The 18,570-nt window shown below is 65.6% G+C and carries 16 protein-coding genes; 4 read left to right on the forward strand and 12 right to left on the reverse strand.

Going from position 1 to position 18,570, the window contains the following annotated elements; translation table 11 throughout:
• Positions 1-6: 6 nt before the first annotated feature.
• Positions 7-1,401 (forward strand): FAD/NAD(P)-binding protein, encoded by a 1,395-nt coding sequence (locus AC0SZ7_RS24335; RefSeq protein ID WP_475506766.1) that lies wholly within the window; start codon positions 7-9, stop codon positions 1,399-1,401.
• Between the two features lie 103 nt (positions 1,402-1,504).
• Here AC0SZ7_RS24335 and AC0SZ7_RS24340 read toward each other — a convergent pair whose 3' ends face one another.
• Positions 1,505-2,743, reverse strand: coding sequence for an acyl-CoA dehydrogenase family protein (locus AC0SZ7_RS24340; RefSeq protein WP_475506786.1), 1,239 nt, complete (start codon positions 2,741-2,743; stop codon positions 1,505-1,507).
• A 255-nt stretch (positions 2,744-2,998) separates the two neighbouring features.
• On the opposite strand from AC0SZ7_RS24340, the gene sfnG reads away from it, so the two are divergent.
• Complete coding sequence (gene sfnG, locus AC0SZ7_RS24345) at positions 2,999-4,090, forward strand: dimethylsulfone monooxygenase SfnG (RefSeq protein ID WP_475506767.1); 1,092 nt, start codon at positions 2,999-3,001, stop codon at positions 4,088-4,090.
• 90 nt (positions 4,091-4,180) lie between these two features.
• On the opposite strand, the gene AC0SZ7_RS24350 is transcribed toward sfnG, so the two are convergent.
• The 4 genes from AC0SZ7_RS24350 to msuE are packed head-to-tail and all read right to left on the reverse strand — an operon-like array spanning position 4,181 to position 8,179.
• Positions 4,181-5,281: a sigma-54 interaction domain-containing protein gene (locus AC0SZ7_RS24350; RefSeq protein WP_475506768.1), complete on the reverse strand. Its 1,101-nt coding sequence runs from the start codon at positions 5,279-5,281 to the stop codon at positions 4,181-4,183.
• A gap of 8 nt (positions 5,282-5,289) precedes the next feature.
• Positions 5,290-6,462, reverse strand: coding sequence for an acyl-CoA dehydrogenase family protein (locus tag AC0SZ7_RS24355; RefSeq protein ID WP_475506769.1), 1,173 nt, complete (start codon positions 6,460-6,462; stop codon positions 5,290-5,292).
• Positions 6,459-7,607, reverse strand: coding sequence for an FMNH2-dependent alkanesulfonate monooxygenase (gene ssuD, locus AC0SZ7_RS24360; RefSeq protein WP_475506770.1), 1,149 nt, complete (start codon positions 7,605-7,607; stop codon positions 6,459-6,461). The genes AC0SZ7_RS24355 and ssuD overlap by 4 nt, the downstream gene beginning before the upstream one ends.
• An 8-nt stretch (positions 7,608-7,615) precedes the next feature.
• Positions 7,616-8,179, reverse strand: a complete 564-nt coding sequence (gene msuE / locus AC0SZ7_RS24365; RefSeq protein WP_475506771.1) for an FMN reductase — start codon at positions 8,177-8,179, stop codon at positions 7,616-7,618.
• Positions 8,180-8,584: 405 nt separating this feature from the next.
• On the opposite strand from msuE, the gene AC0SZ7_RS24370 reads away from it, so the two are divergent.
• Complete coding sequence (locus AC0SZ7_RS24370) at positions 8,585-8,830, forward strand: hypothetical protein (protein ID WP_475506772.1); 246 nt, start codon at positions 8,585-8,587, stop codon at positions 8,828-8,830.
• Here AC0SZ7_RS24370 and AC0SZ7_RS24375 read toward each other — a convergent pair whose 3' ends face one another.
• The 3 genes from AC0SZ7_RS24375 to AC0SZ7_RS24385 form a co-directional block, all read right to left on the reverse strand.
• Positions 8,831-9,601 carry an alpha/beta hydrolase family protein gene (locus AC0SZ7_RS24375; protein ID WP_475506773.1) on the reverse strand — a complete coding sequence of 257 codons (771 nt, stop codon included), beginning with the start codon at positions 9,599-9,601 and terminating at the stop codon, positions 8,831-8,833. It abuts the gene before it with no gap.
• Complete coding sequence (locus tag AC0SZ7_RS24380; protein ID WP_475506774.1) at positions 9,588-10,700, reverse strand: DUF3182 family protein; 1,113 nt, start codon at positions 10,698-10,700, stop codon at positions 9,588-9,590. Before AC0SZ7_RS24380 ends, AC0SZ7_RS24375 begins: the two co-directional genes overlap by 14 nt.
• A 150-nt stretch (positions 10,701-10,850) precedes the next feature.
• Entirely contained in the window at positions 10,851-12,980 is a 2,130-nt protein-coding gene (locus AC0SZ7_RS24385) for a TonB-dependent receptor family protein (RefSeq protein WP_475506775.1), read from the reverse strand.
• Between the two features lie 288 nt (positions 12,981-13,268).
• Between AC0SZ7_RS24385 and AC0SZ7_RS24390 the strand changes: the two genes are divergently transcribed.
• Complete coding sequence (locus tag AC0SZ7_RS24390; RefSeq protein WP_475506776.1) at positions 13,269-15,077, forward strand: aminopeptidase P family protein; 1,809 nt, start codon at positions 13,269-13,271, stop codon at positions 15,075-15,077.
• A gap of 71 nt (positions 15,078-15,148) precedes the next feature.
• On the opposite strand, the gene AC0SZ7_RS24395 is transcribed toward AC0SZ7_RS24390, so the two are convergent.
• From AC0SZ7_RS24395 to rhtA, 4 genes are all read right to left on the reverse strand, one after another.
• Positions 15,149-15,745: a 2-hydroxychromene-2-carboxylate isomerase gene (locus tag AC0SZ7_RS24395; protein WP_475506777.1), complete on the reverse strand. Its 597-nt coding sequence runs from the start codon at positions 15,743-15,745 to the stop codon at positions 15,149-15,151.
• 30 nt (positions 15,746-15,775) lie between these two features.
• A complete protein-coding gene (locus tag AC0SZ7_RS24400; protein ID WP_475506778.1) occupies positions 15,776-16,516 on the reverse strand; it encodes an SDR family oxidoreductase in 741 nt (246 codons plus the stop codon).
• Positions 16,517-16,621: 105 nt separating this feature from the next.
• The gene (locus AC0SZ7_RS24405) at positions 16,622-16,903 is read right to left on the reverse strand and encodes a hypothetical protein (protein ID WP_475506779.1); all 282 of its coding nucleotides are present in this window, start codon (positions 16,901-16,903) and stop codon (positions 16,622-16,624) included.
• Between the two features lie 182 nt (positions 16,904-17,085).
• Positions 17,086-17,973, reverse strand: a complete 888-nt coding sequence (gene rhtA, locus AC0SZ7_RS24410) for a threonine/homoserine exporter RhtA (RefSeq protein WP_475506780.1) — start codon at positions 17,971-17,973, stop codon at positions 17,086-17,088.
• Positions 17,974-18,570: the final 597 nt, after the last annotated feature.

Here is an 18,570-nt window from a genome sequence, read left to right on the forward strand (position 1 = left end):
CACCCCATGCAAGACATCCTGATCATCGGCGGCGGCCTGTCCGGCACCCTGCTGGCCGCGCAACTGCTGCGCCAACCCGGCCAGCGGCGGCTGCGGGTGTTCGAGCCGCGGCCCGAGCTGGGCCGCGGCGAAGCCTACAGCGCCACCGAGCTGGGCCACACCCTGAACGGCAATGCTGCGCGCATGAGCGTAGACCCCGACAACCCCGATGACCTGACCCAGTGGCTTGGTGCGCACATCGCTGCCGGTGGCTGGCCCGAGTCCGATCGCCAGCACGTGCCGGTGGCCGAGCTGTTCCCGCCGCGCGGGTTGTTTGGCGTATACGCCCAGCAGCACCTGGCGGCAGCGCGGGCGATCGGCGCCGCGCAGGGTTCGACCCTGGAGCATGTGCGCACTGAAGTCGTCGACCTGCAGGTGCAGGCCGACGGCGTGCGCCTGACCCTCGCCGACGGCAGCCAGGTGCAGGGTAGCCAGGCGGTGCTGGCCACTGGCATGTTCCCGGCGGCGCGCACCCGCCAGCGCCAGTCCAGCGGCCTCAACGCGGCGGCGGTGGACCCTTGGGACGTGCAGGCCATGGCTGGCCTCGACCCCGACGGCCGGGTGCTGATCATCGGCTCCGGGCTGACCATGGTCGACGCCGTGGTGTCACTGGAGCAGGCCGGGCACCGTGGGCCGATCCAGATCTATTCGCGCCATGGGCTGCTGCCCCAGGTGCGCCGGCAGCCGCCTGCCTGGCCAGACTTCCTGGCCGCCGACCACGCCATCGCCACGCCGTTGCAGGTGTGGCGTGCGCTGCGCCGGCAATGCCGTGAAGCCCAGGCCGCCGGCATTGACTGGCAGGCGCCGCTGGACACCGTGCGCGCCCACATTGGGCGGCTGTGGAGCGGTGCCAGCGACTGGCACAAGCGCCAGTTCGTGCGCCATGCGCGGCCGTGGTGGGAAAGCCATCACCACCGCTCGCCGCCGCCCAGCGATGCGCTGCTGCAGCGCTTGTTGCACGAGGGCAGGGTGCGCATTGACGCCGCGCAGCTACTGGGGTTGGCACCGGCCGAGAACGGGCAGGTGGGCATCCGCCTGCGTGACCGTGGCCAGGCCGCCGAGCGTATCGACACCGGCGTGGCGCTGATCAACTCGACGGGAATCGAGTACGACTGGCGCCGCGTGGACCGGCCACTTCCCCGACAGCTGCTGGCGCGCGGCCTGATCCGCCCGGGGCCGTTGGCGCTGGGCATTTCGGCCCAGGCCAACGGCGCCGTGCACGCCGCCGACGGCCAGGCTTCGGCCCGGCTGTTCGCCATGGGCCCGCCGTTGCGTGGCCTGTGGTGGGAAAGCACGGCGGTCACCGACGTGGCGCTGCAAGCCAAGGCCCTGGCCAGGACGCTGGTTACACCATCTCTGTAACAGCAACTATCTTGTGGGAGCTGGCTTGCCAGCGAGCTTTTATGGCCCCAACAGCTCGCTGGCCAGCCAGCTCCCACAGGATGTAACAGCCGCGAAGGATGGATTATGAAACCGCAGGCCCGTTGCCGATCTGCCACACGAACGGCGGTTCGGTGCCATTGATCGCCCAGTCACCGACGATGCGCGCCTTGTAGATGGTGGGGTTGTGCGAGGACACGGTGCGGGCATTACGCCAGTGGCGGTCCAGCGATTTGCCGGTGCGCACGTCCGAGGCGCCGAGGGCGTTGAACAGCGTAGTGGTGGCGCGCTGGATCAGTTCGGTGACCGCGACCTGGGCGCGCGCCGATTCCAGCTCGGCGTCGACGTTGGCCTGGTGCTCGGCGGCGGCATCATTGCCGAACCGGGCCAGGTAGGCGCGCTGCGTCGGTTGGGTAGCGCGCAGGGTGGCGGCTTCGGCGGTGTATACCCAGGCGGCTATTTCACCCACCACCTGCTGCACCTGGGCATCCTGGCTCACCTGCGGCGCGTTGCCGTGGCTGTAGATGCGCCGGCGCTGGCTGACGCCCTGGGCCACGTCGCGCAGGGCGGCGCGGCCGATGCCTGACAGGGTGGCCAGCAGCACCAGCTGGTAGAACGCGGTCTGGTACTTGAAGCGGCTGGCGAAATCGAACACCTGCTCGGCCTCCACCACTGCGTCCACGAAGCGCGAGCTGCCGCTGCCGGTGGTGCGTTGGCCGAAGCCGTCCCAGTCGTCGGTCTGGACAATACCCGGCTGGTCGGTGCGCACCGCGGCGATCACGTCGGTGCCGGTGTCGCTGCGGCGCGCGAACACGTCGATCCAATCGGAAAACAGGCTGCCGGTGCTGTAGAACTTCTCGCCGTTGAGGCGCCACTGCTCGCCGTCCGGGCTGACCTGGGTGATGACGTCGCCGATGCTCACCGCGCCGATCTCGGTCCAGGCGCAGCCGACGATGTCGCCGGCCACGAAGCGCGCGAACCAGCGGTCACGGGCCGGCGAGGGCGTGGCGTTGAGGCGGTCCTCGGCAAACGCGAAGTGCCCGCGCAGTGCCTGCGGCACGTTGGCGTCGGCCTCGGCCAGTTCAATCAGCAGCTCGAACAGCTGTGGCAACGATGCGCCGCCACCGCCGTATTCCACCGGCACGCGCACGGCGCCGAAGCCGGCTTCCTTCAGCCAGCGGATCGGTTCGAAGGGCAGGGTGCGCTGCTGCTCGCGGGCCACGGCGCCTTGGGCGATGCGCGCGAAAACAGGCCGGAAGCGTTCGGCCAGGGCGTGGTAGTCGGTGCCGGTGGCCAGCGGGTTGATGATGTGATGGTCGGTCATGGCAGGGGTCTCTGGTTCGATGCTTGGGTTGTTGCAGGCTTCATGCCGACCGCGGCGGCGCGGTGTGCGGGGCCTTTCAGGCGCGTTGCGCGGCGCCGGGTGTTGGCCCGGCAACAGTGCATCAGCAATCCGTTGGCAGCCGGTCACCGGCGGTGCCAGCAGCATCAACGGCGAGCGCGTGGGCGCGGGGGTCGAGGCGGCTGGCATGGTTGCTGCTCTGCTTGAGTTCAACGTCCTGCCGAAGAGTGAACCGACATGAGCCATCCCGAACCCGTGAAATTTGCCTACTGGGTGCCCAACGTCAGTGGCGGCCTGGTGGTGAGCAAGGTCACCCAGCGCACCAGCTGGGACATCGACTACAACCGCAAGCTGGCGCAGCTGGCCGAGGCCGCCGGCTTCGAGTACGGCCTCACGCAAATCCGCTTCACCGCCGGCTACGGCGCCGACAACCAGCACGAGTCTGTGGCGTTCAGCCACGCGCTGCTGGCCGCCACGCAGAAACTTAAGGTGATCGCGGCGATCCTGCCCGGCCCCTGGCAGCCGGCGTTGGCGGCCAAGCAGCTGGCCACCATCGACCAGCTCACTGGCGGGCGCATTGCGGTGAACATTGTCAGCGGCTGGTTCAAGGGTGAGTTCACCGCCATCGGCGAGCCGTGGCTGGAACACGACGAGCGCTACCGCCGCTCCGAGGAGTTCATCACTGCCCTGAAGGGCATCTGGACCCAGGACAGCTTCACCTACCGCGGCGACTTCTACCGCTTCAACGACTACACCCTCAAGCCCAAGCCCTTGCAACAGCCGCACCCGGAGATTTTCCAGGGCGGCAGCAGCCGGGCGGCGCGCGACATGGCTGCGCGGGTGTCGGACTGGTATTTCACCAACGGCAACACGGTGGAAGGCATCAAGGCCCAGGTCGATGACATTCGCGCCAAGGCCGCAGCCAACGGCCATTCGGTGAAGGTGGGCGTCAACGCCTTCGTCATCGCCCGCGACACCGAGGCCGAGGCCCGTGCGGTACTGGCCGAGATTATCGACAAGGCCGACTTCGATGCCGTGAGTGCCTTTGGCGCGGCGGCCAAACAGGCCGGCAGCGCCTCGCCCGAAGGCGAGGGCAACTGGGCCAAGTCCACCTACAAGGACCTGGTGCAGTACAACGATGGCTTCAAGACCAACCTCATCGGCACGCCCCGGCAGATCGCCGAGCGCATCGTGGCGCTGAAGGCGGTGGGCGTGGACCTGGTGCTGGCGGGGTTCCTGCACTTCCAGGAAGAGGTGGAGTATTTCGGCAAGCACGTGCTGCCGCTGGTGCGCGAGCTTGAAGGCGCGCGTGTGGCTGAGCCTGCCTGAATCCTGTGGGAGCTGGCTTGCCAGCGAGCTGTTTGCCCCTAAAAGCTCGCTGGCAAGCCAGCTCCCACAGATGCCGGACGGAGGGCGGTGTCAGATTGAAAGCTGAAGCACCCGGTCCTGCTGGATAGTCTCGCCGGGCCGGCGCTTGTTTACCGCCAGCTCGCCGATCTTGATCAGCCGCGTACGCGTGACGTTGCGGGTCAGGCCCAGCAGGTTGGCGGTGTGCACCTGGTTGTAGTGGCTGAACTTGTAGGCTGCGCGCAACAGCGCGTCCTCGACCTTCTCGTGCAGCGCCCCGGCCTGTTCGGCGAACAGCTTCTGGAAGGCCCGCTCCAGCAGCGCCTCGGCCGAATCATCACTGGCCTGGCCGTCGTCCTGACGCTCGATGCGCATGTGCGACAGGCGCAAATCCTCGGGCTGGATCACGCCGTTGCGGCAGATCAGCAGGGTGTGGTGAATCACGTTCTCCAGCTCGCGGATGTTGCCCGGCCACTGGTAGGTGCGCAGCTTGAATTCGGCTTCCGGGCTCAGGGTCACGGTGCCGTAGCCCAGGCGCTGGCTGTAGGCGTTGATGAAGTGCCGGGTCAGCGGCAGGATGTCACCCGGGCGCTCGCGCAGCGGGCTCAGGTCCATGCTCACCACGTCCAGGCGGTAGTACAGGTCTTCGCGGAAGTGCCCGGCGTTGATCGCCCGTTCCAGCTGCACGTTGGTGGCGGCCAGCACGCGCACGTCGATGGGGATGGACTTGCGCGAGCCCAAGCGCACCACTTCACGTTCCTGCAGCACCCGCAGCAGCTTCACCTGGATGGCCATGGGCAGGTCGCCGATCTCGTCGAGGAACAGCGTGCCGCCGTTGGCTTCCTCGAACCAGCCGGCCTTGGCCGCCAGCGCGCCGGTGAAGGCGCCTTTCTCATGGCCGAACAGCTCGGCCTCCACCAGCGACTCGGAGAACGCCCCGCAGTTCACCGCCACGAACGGCCGGTTGCAACGGCCGCTGAGGTTGTGGATGTGGCGGGCCACCAGCTCCTTGCCCGTGCCGGTCTCGCCAATGATCAGCACGCTGGCCTCACTGGGGGCGATCTGTTGCAGGTGCGCCAGCAGGGCCCGCGACTTGGGGTCTTCGAACACCTGGGCGGTGGCGCGGATAGAGGTCGCGAGGGCGGGCGAGGGCGGCAAGGTCAATAGCTGCATGGGCTTCTCTAGGAATAAAAAGTGGGAATCGGCAGCGTCCGGTTCAGGGCCCAGTCGCCGAGTTCGTGAAGCTTGTAGTCAATGGGGTCATGCAGGCTCTGGGTGCGCAGGTTGCGCCAGTAGCGGTCCAGGCGCAGCGAAGCGTGGGTGGCGCGGGCGCCGGTGGCTTCGAACAGGCGGCTGCAGATCTCCAGGCCGTGGCGGCTGGCGGCGACCTTGGCGGTGGCGATGGCCACGGCCAGGTGCCCGCGTTCGTCTGCGGTCAGCGCCGGGCCGCGGGCCCAGGCCTGGTCCAGCAGGGTGGTGGCGCGTTCCACCAGCAGGCGCACCGACTCCAGGGCCACCCAGAACTCGCCGTAGTGGGCCAGCACGTACGGGTCCTGGCGCGCCTCCTGGCTGCCGGATTTGAACCACGGCCGGGTCTCGTGAAGGGTGTAGTGGCGCGCCTCTTCCACTGCGCCCTCGGTGAGGCCGAGGAACATGTGGGTGAGGGTCAGCTGCGCGATCAGCGGCCGCAGGCAGGCGAATGGCGTGCTTAACGGGCCCGGGTCCAGCAGCAGTTCCGACTGCTCCACCCGCACCCGCTCGAAGCTGGCGCTGCCGCTGTCGGTCTGGCGCTGGCCGAAGTTGTCCCAGTCGTCGTGCAGGGTGATGCCGCTGCGGCTGCTGGGAATGGCGGCGATCAGCAGCTTGCCGCCCGCCGTTTCATCTACCGCCGAGGCAATAAGCATCTGCGAGTCGCTGGCGCCGGAGCAGAAGCTCTTCTTGCCGGAAAACTCGCACCAGCCATTGAAATGGCGCACTACGGTGCGGGTGTCCAGCGGGTTCAGGGCGTTGCCCCAGAACCACTGTTGGCGCGCGGTCTGCTCGAACCAGGGTTGCCATTGTTCGGGCCGGGCGAACAGGCGCACGGTGGCCAGCATCAGGTGATGAAAGCCGAACACGTGGGCAATGGAGCTGTCGACCCGCGCCAGTTCGCGCACCACCCCCAGGGTGTCGGTCCAGCTGGCGCCCTGGCCACCGAACGTCTGGGGAATGCTCATGGCCAGCAGGCCGCTGCGGCGCAGGGCGTCGCGCTCGGCCTTTGGCGTGCCGCCGCGCAGGTCGCGCTCCACGGCGGTTTCGGCGAAGTCGGCGGCCAGGGCGCGGGCAATCTCCAGCGGCGTATTCAGGTCGCTCATGGCTTGGCCTTGGCGGCGGGCAGCACGTCGTTGGCGATCATCTCGCCGAACGGCCCGGTGAGGTTGGTGATGCCGCGCCCGGCCAGGCTGGCGTAGGGCTCGGGCAGCAACGGGAACACCAGCTCGGCGAAGCGGTAGGCCTCTTCCAGGTGCGGGTAGCCGGAGAAAATGAAGCTCTCGATGCCCAGGTCCGCGTATTCCTTGATGCGTGCGGCCACTTCCTGCGGGTTGCCTACCAGCGCAGTACCGGCGCCGCCACGCACCAGGCCGACGCCGGCCCACAGGTTGGGGGCGATTTCCAGGCCGTCGCGGCTGCCACCGTGGAGCGCCGCCATGCGCCGCTGGCCTTCGGAGTCGAAGCGGGCGAAGGATTGCTGGGCGGCAGCGATGGTGTCGTCGCTGATGTGTTCGATCAGGCGGTCGGCGGCCGCCCAGGCTTCTTCGCTGGTGGGGCGCACAATCACGTGCAGGCGGATGCCGAAGCGCACTTGGCGGCCGTGGCGGGCGGCGCGTTCGCGAATATCGGCCAGCTTGGTGGCCACTGCGGCCGGGGGCTCGCCCCAGGTCAGGTAGACATCCACCTGCTCGGCGGCCAGGGCATGGGCGGCTTCCGAAGAGCCACCGAAGTACAGCGGTGGGTAGGGCTTCTGCACCGGTGGGTAAAGGGCCTTGGCGTTCTGCACGTGCAGGTGCTTGCCTTCGAAATCCACGGCCTCGCCCTGCAGCACACGCCGCCAGATCTGCAGGAATTCGTCGGTCACTTCGTAGCGTTCGGCGTGGGTCAGGAAGCTGCCGTCGCCACGGTTTTCGTCGGGGTCGCCGCCGGTGACCACGTTGATCAGCAGGCGGCCGTTGGACAGGCGGTCGAGGGTGGCGGCCATGCGCGCCGAGACGGTGGGCGAGATGATGCCCGGGCGGATCGCCACCAGGTAGCGCAGGCGTTCGGTGAGCGGCACCAGCGCCGAGGCGATCACCCAGGAGTCTTCGCACGAGCGGCCGGTGGGAATCAGCACGCCGTGGTAGCCCAGGTCGTCGGCGGCCTGGGCCACTTGCTTGAGGTAGTTGAGGGTAACCGGGCGGGCGCCCTGGGTGGTGCCCAGGTAGTGGCCGTCACCGTGGGTGGGCAGGAACCAGAAAACATCCATGTCAGACCTCAGGCAATTTTCAGCAGGTGTTTGGACAAACCGCCGAACAGCGGCGCGGCACGTTCGGCGGCCAGGCGAATACGCGCCTGCAGCAGTTCGCTGGTGATCTGGTAATTGCTGAAGTCGGCCTCGGTGGCGTACACGCCAATGGGCAGCGTCAGCGCCTGGAAGAAGCTGAACAGCGGCCGCAGCTGGTGGTCGAGCACCAGCGCGTGGCGGTCGCTGCCACCGGTGGCGGCGAGCAGCACCGGGGTGTCGATCAGGGCGTTGAGGTCGACCAGGTCGAACAGGTGCTTGAGCAGGCCCGGGTAGGAACCGCGGTACACCGGCGAGGCGACGATCAGCAGGTCGGCGTTTTCGATGGCCGCAAGGCTCGCCTCTACTTCCGCACTGGCTTCCTGGCGCGACAGGGCCGCGCCCAGGGGGCGGGCGATGTCGGTGAGTTCGATGACCTGGGCAGTGATGGGCAGCAGCTCACCCAGCTGGGCGACGATGGCCTGGGTCAGCACCAAGGTGCGTGACGGGCGCCAGGTGCCCCCGGAGACGGCAACAACGTTCAATGGGCGTGACATGTGTATTCCTCAACAGTGGCTCAATGGACAGTTAAGGCTCCGGAGCAAGCACCGTACCAATCCCTGGAAGCCGCGCCCCGCCTGGGCTGGCGCGATATGGCCGGCCCCCGCCGATGTCGCTGGTGCGACGTGCTGTGGAATGGCTGTTGCTGGGGCAACAGTGGCTGGCGCAACAGCGGCGGGTGCGGCAGCCACTGTTATAGAGGAAGCAGGCTTATGCCGTAAAAGACCAAGAAGTAATCCAAATAGATCGCCTGGGAATATAAGGCCCGCCCCCAAACCATCAGGGCAAAAATTCCAATAGCCACTATTGAGAGCAGTGATTGTTCCTGCAGGGGGGCCGGGCAGTAACCTTTCTACATCGAATCAGCCACATGAAGCACCCCAGGGTGCAGGAGGCCCCTCATGAAAACCGCCCTCGCGTTCAGCCTTGTGATCCTTACCGCCGCCCTTGCCGGTTGCGCCGACAACCACCCCGAAACCCGCGGCTACAGCGTCGAGGAACAGCACGAGCTGGCCCTTGAAACCCTCAGCCGCCGCGGCCTGTCCTACGACGAATACCAGCGTGAACGCGCCCGTATCGAACGTGCCCAGACCCGCGAAGTGATCGGCCAGCATGCCGCCTCCAGCAAAGGCCTGAGCGAAGGCTGATCAGGAGTAATGCGGTGAGTGGTGCGGATACTTTTCCAGCCGCGCGCCAATCACCATCTCGCTGACCCACTGGGTCAGGATGGCGCTATAGGCTTTCTGGTTGGCATCGGTGGACAGCGCATGATCGGCGCCGTCGACGATGCGATGGGTCAGCGAATGCGCGCCCACGAACGCCGAGCGGTAACTCATCAGGGTAGTGTGCGGCACATAGTCGTCCTGCTCGGATTCCACCAGCAACACGTCCCCTTCGAATTCTGCGCACGCCGCCAGGGCGCGATTGTCTGCGGGCCCCAGGTTTTCCCGCCGGTAGATTTGCAGGCCGCTGCGGTCCAGGGCGTACTTGGGCACGTTCCATTCGTTGTCCCAGTACAAAGCCGGCACCCGCAGTGCCAGCCAGCGTACCCGGCGCATCCTGCTGAGAATGGCGGCCAGGTAGCCGCCGTAGCTGCTGCCGATCACGGCGATGGCGCTGCTGTCCACGGCCGGGTGGCTGACCAGCAGGTCGTAGGCCGCCAACAGGTCTTCGAGGTTTTGCTCGCGGGTCACGCTTTCGCGCTGGCTGGCGGTTTTCTCGTGGCCGCGCAAATCGAAGGTCAGGCACACGCAGCCAAGGCCCGTGATGTTCTTCGCCCGCGCCAGGTCGCGCTGCTGGCTGCCGCCCCAACCGTGCACGAACAGAATGCCGGGGACCTTGCTGCTGGGGCTCAGCAGCGTGCCGGCGATGGTCTCGCCTTCTACCTTGATGTCGACCTTCTCGCTATGGACGCTCATAGTCGCGAATCCTTGCATATTTGCTCAAGCGGCCGAGTTCGGTGTCGTCGCCCTGGTAGAACAGGGTGGCGTCGGCCGGGATAGGGCTGTTGTCGAAAACTTCGTGGGTGGAGGCCAGCACGCAGGCCAGTGCCGGGTCGGCGGCGAAGGCCTGCAGTGCGAGGATTTCGGCGCTGCTGGCACCGCCCACCCGCCAGGATTGCTCCAGCACGCCGCTGCGCGGCTGGCCGCGATGGTCCAGCCCGCGCGCCACGTCGTAGTTGCGGCGCGAGGCGACGAAGCCGGGGAAGGTGTTGCGCGCCGCCTGTTCATAGCGCATCGCCTGACTGACGGCCAGGCGCGTGTCGTCGTCCAGGGCCAGGGCCAGCAACTGCGGGTAGTCGCCCCGCACTACCACCAGTTCCGAACCGCCGTAGACCAATTCGCCGCGGTGGTCCTGGGTGAGCTGCTGGGTGCCGTGGTAAGAGGCGGTAATGCCGGCTACCTGCACCTGGCCAACGCTGTAGGTGCGCACCTCGGTAAGGTTCTGCTCAAGCACTAGGCCCCACAGGCGAATCTCTTCGTCGTTCATGTGGTTCAGCACGGAGTCCAGTTCCTGGCTGTCGCGGATGATGGTCTGCCCGCGGCCAGCGGTGGCGCGCACGGGCTTCAGGCGCAGTGGCGCTTCCTGCAACAGGTGCGCTGCGGCCTTGCGTGCATCGTCCAGGCTGAACACCGTACGCCCGTCCAGCAAGGCGTCGCCTGCGTGTTTGGCAAAGGCGTCGGTCCAGCCTTGCGGCGCGGCACCGTCCGCCACCCGCGGGTGGGAAATGGCCTTGGTAACCATGAACGGCTGGCTGACCAGGCCGCCGAAGAAATCCTCCACGCCGCTGATGCCACAGCGCTCACGCCAGGCCTGCGGGTCGATCAGCGTGTCGGCGGGCAGGTAATACAACTCGTGGTCCGGCACCCCCTGGCGTTCGTCCTCAGCGAGGAAACGCGTGCCCAGCAGCGTGGCGATGCGGATCGCCAGGCTCTGGTGCACGGCGCGTTCGTGGTCGGGTGTCGGCGTGGCGCCAGGCAACAGGACAACCCCGGTTTTGCGTGACGTGCTGGGCATGGGCGGCTCCCGTGGAGTGGGGCGGGCGGTCTTTGCTGTGTTTGAATGGTGGGGTGGGGAGATAGTTCAACCGAGGCAGGCGTGGAAGGACGCAGCCTTCGGCAGCTGCTACGGGAAGCGGTAGCAGCGGCCGTAGGCCGCGTCCTGAACTCAGTAGCGGTATTCCACCCCCACGTACGCGCCAATCCCGTCGCCGGGGTACAGCGCCGCGGTGTCCTGGCCCTGCACGTTGTACGCCGGCTGCACCGCCGTGACGTACTTCTTGTCGGTCAGGTTCTTCAGGTCCAGCGAGACCTTCCACTTTTTGCTGGGGGCCTCGTAGCCGACGTTGGCGCCGTAAATCGTGTAGGAAGGCGCATAGAAGGTATTGGCGTAGTCCACCGCCGTGCGCGAGCTCGATTGCACGTTGACGCCGGTATAGAACCCGCTGGGTTGCTGGTATTGCAGCTCGCCCTGGTACACGTGCTTGGGTATGCCCGGCAGCTGGTTGTCGCCGAAGGTGGCGTCGTGGCGGTAGTGGAAGTCGCTGTAGGTGTACACCTGGCGGAAGTTGACCTTGTCGCCGTTGGCGCCTTGCCACAGCTGGGTGTTGAGGCCCGCCTCGATGCCCTGGTGGATAGTGGGCGAGGCGTTGAAGGCACCGGTGACCGCAGCGGCGGTGGAGGTGGCGGCGATCAGTTGCACGTTCAGCAGCTCATCACGCAGCCAGGAGCGGTAGAAGGTCAAGCTGCCATCGAAGGGCCCGGACGAGCCCTTGATGCCGAATTCCACGGTGTTGGCTTTCTGCTCCACCAGTGGGCGCACATAAGGCTGGGTGGGGCCCGAACCCGCGTATTCCCAATCCGCCGGCGGGTCGATGGAACGGCTGACGTTGGCGAACACCTGCAGTTGCGGGGTCAGTTCGTAGCGCAGGCCGATGCGCGGGGCAAGGCTCCAGTTGTTGTAGTCGACCGAGCCTGGGTATTCGCTGGTGTTGGCCACCAGCGAGGATTTCACCTCGACGTCGCGCTTGACGTTGATGGCCGACAAACCGGTGGTCAGCCACAGGCCATCGGTCAATTCCAGGTCGTTGCCCAGCGCGAATACACGGTCGAACGAGCCGTTGTAGTCGACGAACTTGCGGCTGGCCTTGTTGGCGAATGTGGAGTCGACCTGCCCCTTGATGTGGTCGGTGGTGGTGAACGACAGGCTGGAACGGGTCTGGTGCCCCAACAGCTCGTCGCTGCGCTCGTAGTCGATCAGCGCGCTCAGGTCGGTCCACTGCCAGTAGCTGGGGTTGGTCGGGCTGTTCGGGTTGTTGTTGTGGTTGTACTTGTAATAGGTGAAGCCCACCGCCAGGGTCGAGTCGTCGTCGAAGGTGTAGGTGGTCTTGCTGCCGGCCCACAGGCTGCCCGGGCGGCGGCTGCCGGCGCCGCTGGAGGCCGCCGTCGCGCTGGCCTGGGAGGGGTGGTGCAATACCTGGGAAAGGGTGGTGGGGCTGGGGTCGTCGTGGAATTCGTCGCGGTAGCGCAGCAGTAACTCGGTTTTCAGGTTCGGGTTGATCTGGTAGCCGAAGTTGGCTACCACGCCCTGGCTCTTGGCCAGGCTGTAGTCGCGGTAGCCGTCGTTGCGGTAGTTGTCGACGTTGATGTAGTAGTCCAGAGGCCCTTCGACACCCCCGTAGCTGGCGCTCTGCTTGTTGTAACCGTAGCTGCCGGTTTCCGCGCGCACGCGCAGGCCCGGGGCGGTGTAGCCGGTCTGGTTGACGAAGTTGATTGCCCCGCCCAGGCTCAGCGCCCCGTACTGGAAGGCGTTGGCGCCGCGCAGAATCTCGGTGTAGTTCACCCCCGCGCCGCCCAGCAGCTCATAAGGTGTGCCGCCAGGGCCGGTGATGGGCAGGCCGTCGAAGAGAAACTTGATGCCCTCGCGGAAATAGCCTGGTGAGGTGTTGGCGCCCGAGCCGCGAATGGAGATTTTCGCTGCATCGGTGCCGCCGGTGGATTGCGCGAACACGCCAGGCTGGTAGGCGAGGGTGTCCTGCAGGGTTGCGGTACGGCCCTTGGCGACTTCTTCGCTGTCGACCACGCTGGTGCCGCCGGGCACTTCGCTCAACTGGCTTTTGGCTGCTTCCACCGCTGTCTGTTTTTGCACCTCGACGGTGACGGTCTTGAGTTGCGGCGTGGCGGTGGCGTCGTCGGCGCACGCCGTGTTGGCGAACAGCATCGCCGAACTGAGGCCCACCGTGGCCAGTCGAACCGCCCGGGCCAGTGCCTGCCATTCTCCCCGTGAAACTGAGTGCATAAAAAGTCGTCCTGCTGAATAGATGATTGGGCTTCAGCTTTCTATTCGTATAGTCATGCTTGATAGGTGAATGGCATTTTTTATGCCAATTCGTTTGGGGCGGGTTTTCGCGGGGATGGCGGCTGGCACCGGCAAGGCGGCTGTTGAAATTGCCGGGTTATGTGGAACCACTGTTGTTCGGCGAACAACCGGACACATGTGGCAAGCAGCGCCACGGTTGCCCCCCAGCCGGCGCTGCTTCATTATCGGCTTCTTATAATGATGAACACCGTGGCCGCAGGAGTGAGCATGAGCACGCAGTCTTCAACCCATAACCAGGTGCCAGCCCGCCTGGCGCAAATCCGCGCCGTGATGGCCCGCGAAGGCGTCGATGCACTGCTGGTGCCGTCCGCCGACCCGCACCTGTCCGAGTACCTGCCCGGCTATTGGCAGGGGCGCCAATGGCTGTCCGGTTTCCACGGTTCGGTCGGCACCCTGGTGGTTAGCCAGCAATTTGCCGGCCTGTGGGCCGACAGCCGTTACTGGGAGCAGGCCGAGAAGGAACTGGCCGGCAGCGGCATCGAGCTGGTGAAGCTGGGGCCGGGCAAGCCGGGGCCACTGGAGTGGCTGGCCGACAACACCCCCGACAACGGCACCGTGGCCGTGGACGGTGCGGTGCTGGCCCTGGCCTCGCGCCGCACCCTGGATGAAAAGCTGCGCAGCCGCGGCGCTACCCTGCGCATCGACAGCGACCTGCTGGGTGAGATCTGGCACGACCGCGAAGCGCTGCCGGATGCCCCGGTGTACGCGCACCTGCCGCCCTACGCCACGGTGGCGCGCACGGATAAACTGGCTGGCGTGCGTGCCGCCTTGAAGGAGCGCGGCGCCGACTGGCATTTCATCGCCACCGTCGACGATATCGCCTGGCTGTTCAACCTGCGCGGTAGTGACGTTTCCTACAACCCGGTGTTCCTGTCCTTCGCCCTGATCAGTCAGGACCAGGCGCTGCTGTTTGTCGGTGCGGGCAAGGTCGACGCCGAGCTGGCGCGCACCCTGGCCGCCGACGGCGTGACCTTGCGTGACTACCACGCGGTCGACGGCGCCCTGGCCGAAGTGCCGGCGGGCGCGCGCCTGCTGGTCGACCCGCTGAAGGTGACATGCGGCCTGCTCGACAACCTGGGCGCCGACGTGGTGCTGGTGGAAGGCATTGCGCCAAGCACCTTCGCCAAGTCGCGCAAGACCGAAGCCGATGCGGTGCACATTCGCCAGGCCATGGAGCAGGACGGCGCCGCCCTGTGCGAGTTTTTCGCCTGGCTGGAACCGGCGCTGGCCCAGGGCTCGGTCACTGAAGTGGATGTCGATACCCACCTCACCGCCGCCCGTGCCCGCCGCCCGAACTATGTTTCGCTGAGCTTCGCCACCATTGCCGCGTTCAACGCCAACGGTGCCATGCCGCACTACCGCGCCACGGACGAATCCCACGCCGTCATCCAGGGTGACGGCCTGCTGCTGATCGACTCCGGCGGCCAATACCTGGGTGGCACCACCGACATTACCCGCATGGTGCCGGTCGGCACGCCTACCGCTGCGCAAAAGGCGGATTGCACGCGGGTGCTCAAGGGCGTCATTGCCTTGTCGCGCGCGCACTTCCCCAAGGGCATCCTGTCGCCGTTGCTGGACGCCATCGCCCGGGCACCCATCTGGGCCGACAACGTCGACTACGGTCACGGCACCGGCCACGGCGTGGGCTACTTCATGAATGTGCACGAAGGCCCGCAGGTCATCGCCTACCAGGCGGCGCCTGGTCCGCAGACGGCCATGCAGGCTGGCATGATCACCTCCATCGAGCCGGGCACCTACCGCCCGGGGCAGTGGGGCGTGCGCATCGAGAACCTGGCAATGAACCAGGAGGCAGGCAGCAGCGAGTTCGGTGATTTCCTCAAATTCGAGACACTGACCCTGTGCCCGATCGACACCCGTTGCCTGCTGGTGGAGAAGCTGACAGCCGAGGAGCGTGACTGGCTGAACGCCTACCACCGCCAGGTGCTGGAGCGCGTGGCGCCATTGGTGCAAGGCGCGGCGCTGGCGTGGTTGCAAACCCGTACCGCAGCCGTTTGACGCAGCCTGCGGCAGCTGCTACGCAGAACCCGTAGCAGCGGCCAAAGGCCGCGTCCCCAGCCGCCCCGGTATCAGGTGCGCAGCAACGCCTCGCGCACAAACTCCAGCCGGTCCTGGCCAAAGTACAACTCATCGTCAACGAACAGGCTGGGCGCACCAAACACCCCCCGCTGCAGCGCCTGCTCGGTGGTGTCCTTGAGCTGCTCCTTCACCGCCTCGTCCAGCACCAGCGCCTGCAACGCCTGGCTGTCGAAACCATCGGCCTCCAGCACTTCCTGCACCACCGCCGGATCCCCCAGGTCCAGGCCGCGCACCCACAGCGCCGAGAACAGGCAATCCAACAGGCTGATGAAACGCTCGGGCTGGCGCATCTGCACGCCAGTGACCATGCGCATCAGCGGCAGGGTATTGATGGGGAAATGGGCGCTGAAGCGCAGTGGCACCTGGTAGCGCTCGGCATAGCGCTGCAGGTCGCGGTTCATGTAGCGGCCCTTGGCCGGAATGCTGGCGGGCGAGGCATTGCCGGTGGCCTTGAATACACCGCCCAGCAGCATGGGCCGGTACACAAGCTGGCCGCCGGTGTCGGCGCACAAGGTTGGCAGTTGCGTCCATGCCAGGTAACTGGCGGGGCTGCCCAGGTCGAAATAGAACTCAACGGTCTTGCTCATGGAGGTGGCTCCCGGTAAGTCGTGGGTGGGTTACCAGCGTTCGCCCCAGGGGCGCAGGTCCAGTTCGAAGGTCCAGGCATCCCGTGGTTGGGTGTGCAGGAACCAGTAGTTGTCGGCGATGTGGTCGGGGTTGAGGATACCGTCCTGGTCTTTCTCGGCATACTTTTCCGGGAACTGGGTGCGGATGAATTCGGTGTCGATGGCGCCGTCGACAATCACATGGGCCACGTGCAGGTTCATCGGGCCCAGCTCACGGGCCATGCTTTGGGCCAGGGCGCGCAGCGCATGCTTGGCCCCGGCGAAGGCGGCGAACCCGGCCGCCCCACGGGTGCCGGCGGTGGCGCCGGTGAACAGCAGGGTGCCGCGTTTGCGGGTGACCATGCGCTTGGCCACTTCGCGTGCAGTGAGAAACGCCGAGAAACAGGCCATCTCCCAGATCTTGAAGTATTTGCGCGCGGTTTCATCGAGGATGCTGCAGGGCACGTTGGCGCCGATGTTGAACACGTAGGCGTCTATCACGCCAACGTCGCGTTCAATGCGGGCCACAAGGTCAATGACCTCTTCTTCCTTGCGCGCATCACAGGCAAAACCGATGGCTTGGCCACCTTCTGCAAGGATGGTGTCTACCAGGGGTTGCAGTTTTTCAGCGCTGCGGCGTACCACGCAGGCGATGTAGCCCTCACGGGCAAACCGACGGGCAATGGCGCCACCGGTCGCGTCGCCGGCGCCGATCACCAGCACGACCTTGTTGTTATCGGGAGCAGAAACCATGGGGCTGTTCCTTCGAGTGTCGAGGGAACTAGCCTAGGCGGGTACTGGCGGGCCGGCAACCAGTGGCCGGCCCTTTCTGAAGGGTGAATCCGCTATTTTGCAGGGCTACTTGCAGAGCACGATCATGCTGCGGCTGGTGTAGCCGGCAGGGTTGAGGCCGAACGGGTAGTCGCCCGGGTCTTCAACGGCGTCGCCGGATTTGGCCAGCACTTTATAACCCTTGGTGCCGCAGGCGTCGGTGGCGGCCTGGGTGCATTTGTCCCATGACGAGGACAGCCCCGAGCAGTTGATGTGCAACCCCTTCCTGCCGTGCTTGACGGTGGTGTGCGAAGTGGCAGCGCAACCGGCGATTGCCAGGATCGCTGCCATGATCAGCAAATGTTTCATTGATGTCCTTAGTGGCATGCCCGGATCTTGTGCCCAGGTCTGAGTATCGGCTTATCACCTGATCCGCTTGGGACATCCTTGTCACGGTCGAAAAACTTCAAGTTTGACGAAGGGTTACAGCCTAAAGGGGCTGGCCCTTTGCCGCAATTGCCAATGTCGACTTTTCTGTATCGATTTTCAATTCAATCCGCCACCGGGGTCGGGTGTGGTTCGCGTTGCAGTGTCAACGTAGCGCCGACAGAGGCGGTAATGATCGCGGCAATCGCCAGCCATTGGGCCAGCGACAGCACCTCGTGCAGGAACAGCAGGCCGGACAGGGCGCCGAACGCCGGTTCGATGCTCATCAGCGTGCCAAAGGTGCGCGCGGGCAGGCGGGTAAGCGCCACCATCTCCAGGCTGTAGGGCAGGGCGGTCGACAGCACCGCCACCCCCAGTGCTACTGGCAGCAGGGCGGGGGAGAGCAGGGCGGTGCCGGCATGCACGATGCCGATGGGGGCAATGAACAGCGCGGCGATCACCACACCCAGCGCGGCGGTCTGAATGCCGTTGTCATTGCCGGCCTTCTGCCCGAACAGGATATACAGCGCCCAGCAGGCACCGGCGCCCAAGGCGTACGCCGCGCCAGTCAGGTCGATACCGGCCTTGGCATCGCCCATGGGGATCAGCAGGACAAGGCCCACTACAGCCAGGGCAATCCACACAAAGTCCAGCGGCTTGCGCGACGCATACAGCGCCACTGCCAACGGCCCGGTGAACTCCAGCGCCACGGCGATGCCCAGCGGCACGCTGCGCAACGCCATATAAAAGAGGAAGTTCATGCCGCCCAGGGAGATGCCATAGATAACCACGGTCAGCAGCGAGCGCGCCGTGAGCGTGGCGCGCCAGGGGCGCAATAGCAGCACCATGATCACCGCGGCGAATATCAGCCGCAGGGTTGTGGTGCCTTGTGCGCCGATGACCGGGAACATGCTCTTGGCCAGCGAAGCGCCGGACTGGATGGAAGCCATGGCAATCAGCAGCAGGCCGATGGGAAACAGCGAGGAAGCCAGGCTGCGGGTCTTGTTGTTCATCGCGCAGGGGGTCCGTCTATATAGAAGAAGGGATCAGGTGTGAGCATGATGGGGGGGAAATGGGGTTTGGGCAATATATTGCGCAATTCAGGCCGATCGCTGGCACCGGGATCGCCTGGTGTGTTCACTGCACATCTATGTGGGTGCAACTGGCATGTAGCACCGGCCGGAGGCCGGGTCGCGCCGCGCGGGCGGCGCTCGATGTGGTGAGGCTTGAAGATCCCCGGCATGCACCTGGTGGCCTTGATCCGGTCGCCTGCAGGGATGCTTTTGATCTATATGGCATTTATGTGAAATCAACGCTTGACGCCACTACAGATCTCCTTATAATTCGCCTCCCGCTAACGAGAGATCGAAGCGAGTCAAGTGGTTGAAGTTGTTAGAGATTCTCTGAAAAACTTCAAAATAAACGCTTGACAGACTCTGAGGAAAGCGTAGAATGCGCGCCTCGGTTGAGACGAAAGAATCAACCAACCGCTCTTTAACAATTGAATCAAGCAATTCGTGTGGGTGCTTGTGACTCAGACTGATAGTCAAAAAGATTATCAGCATCATAAGTTACTCCGCGAGAAATCAAAGATGTAACCAACGATTGCT

It is taken from the genome of Pseudomonas sp. JC1203 (assembly GCF_056175065.1).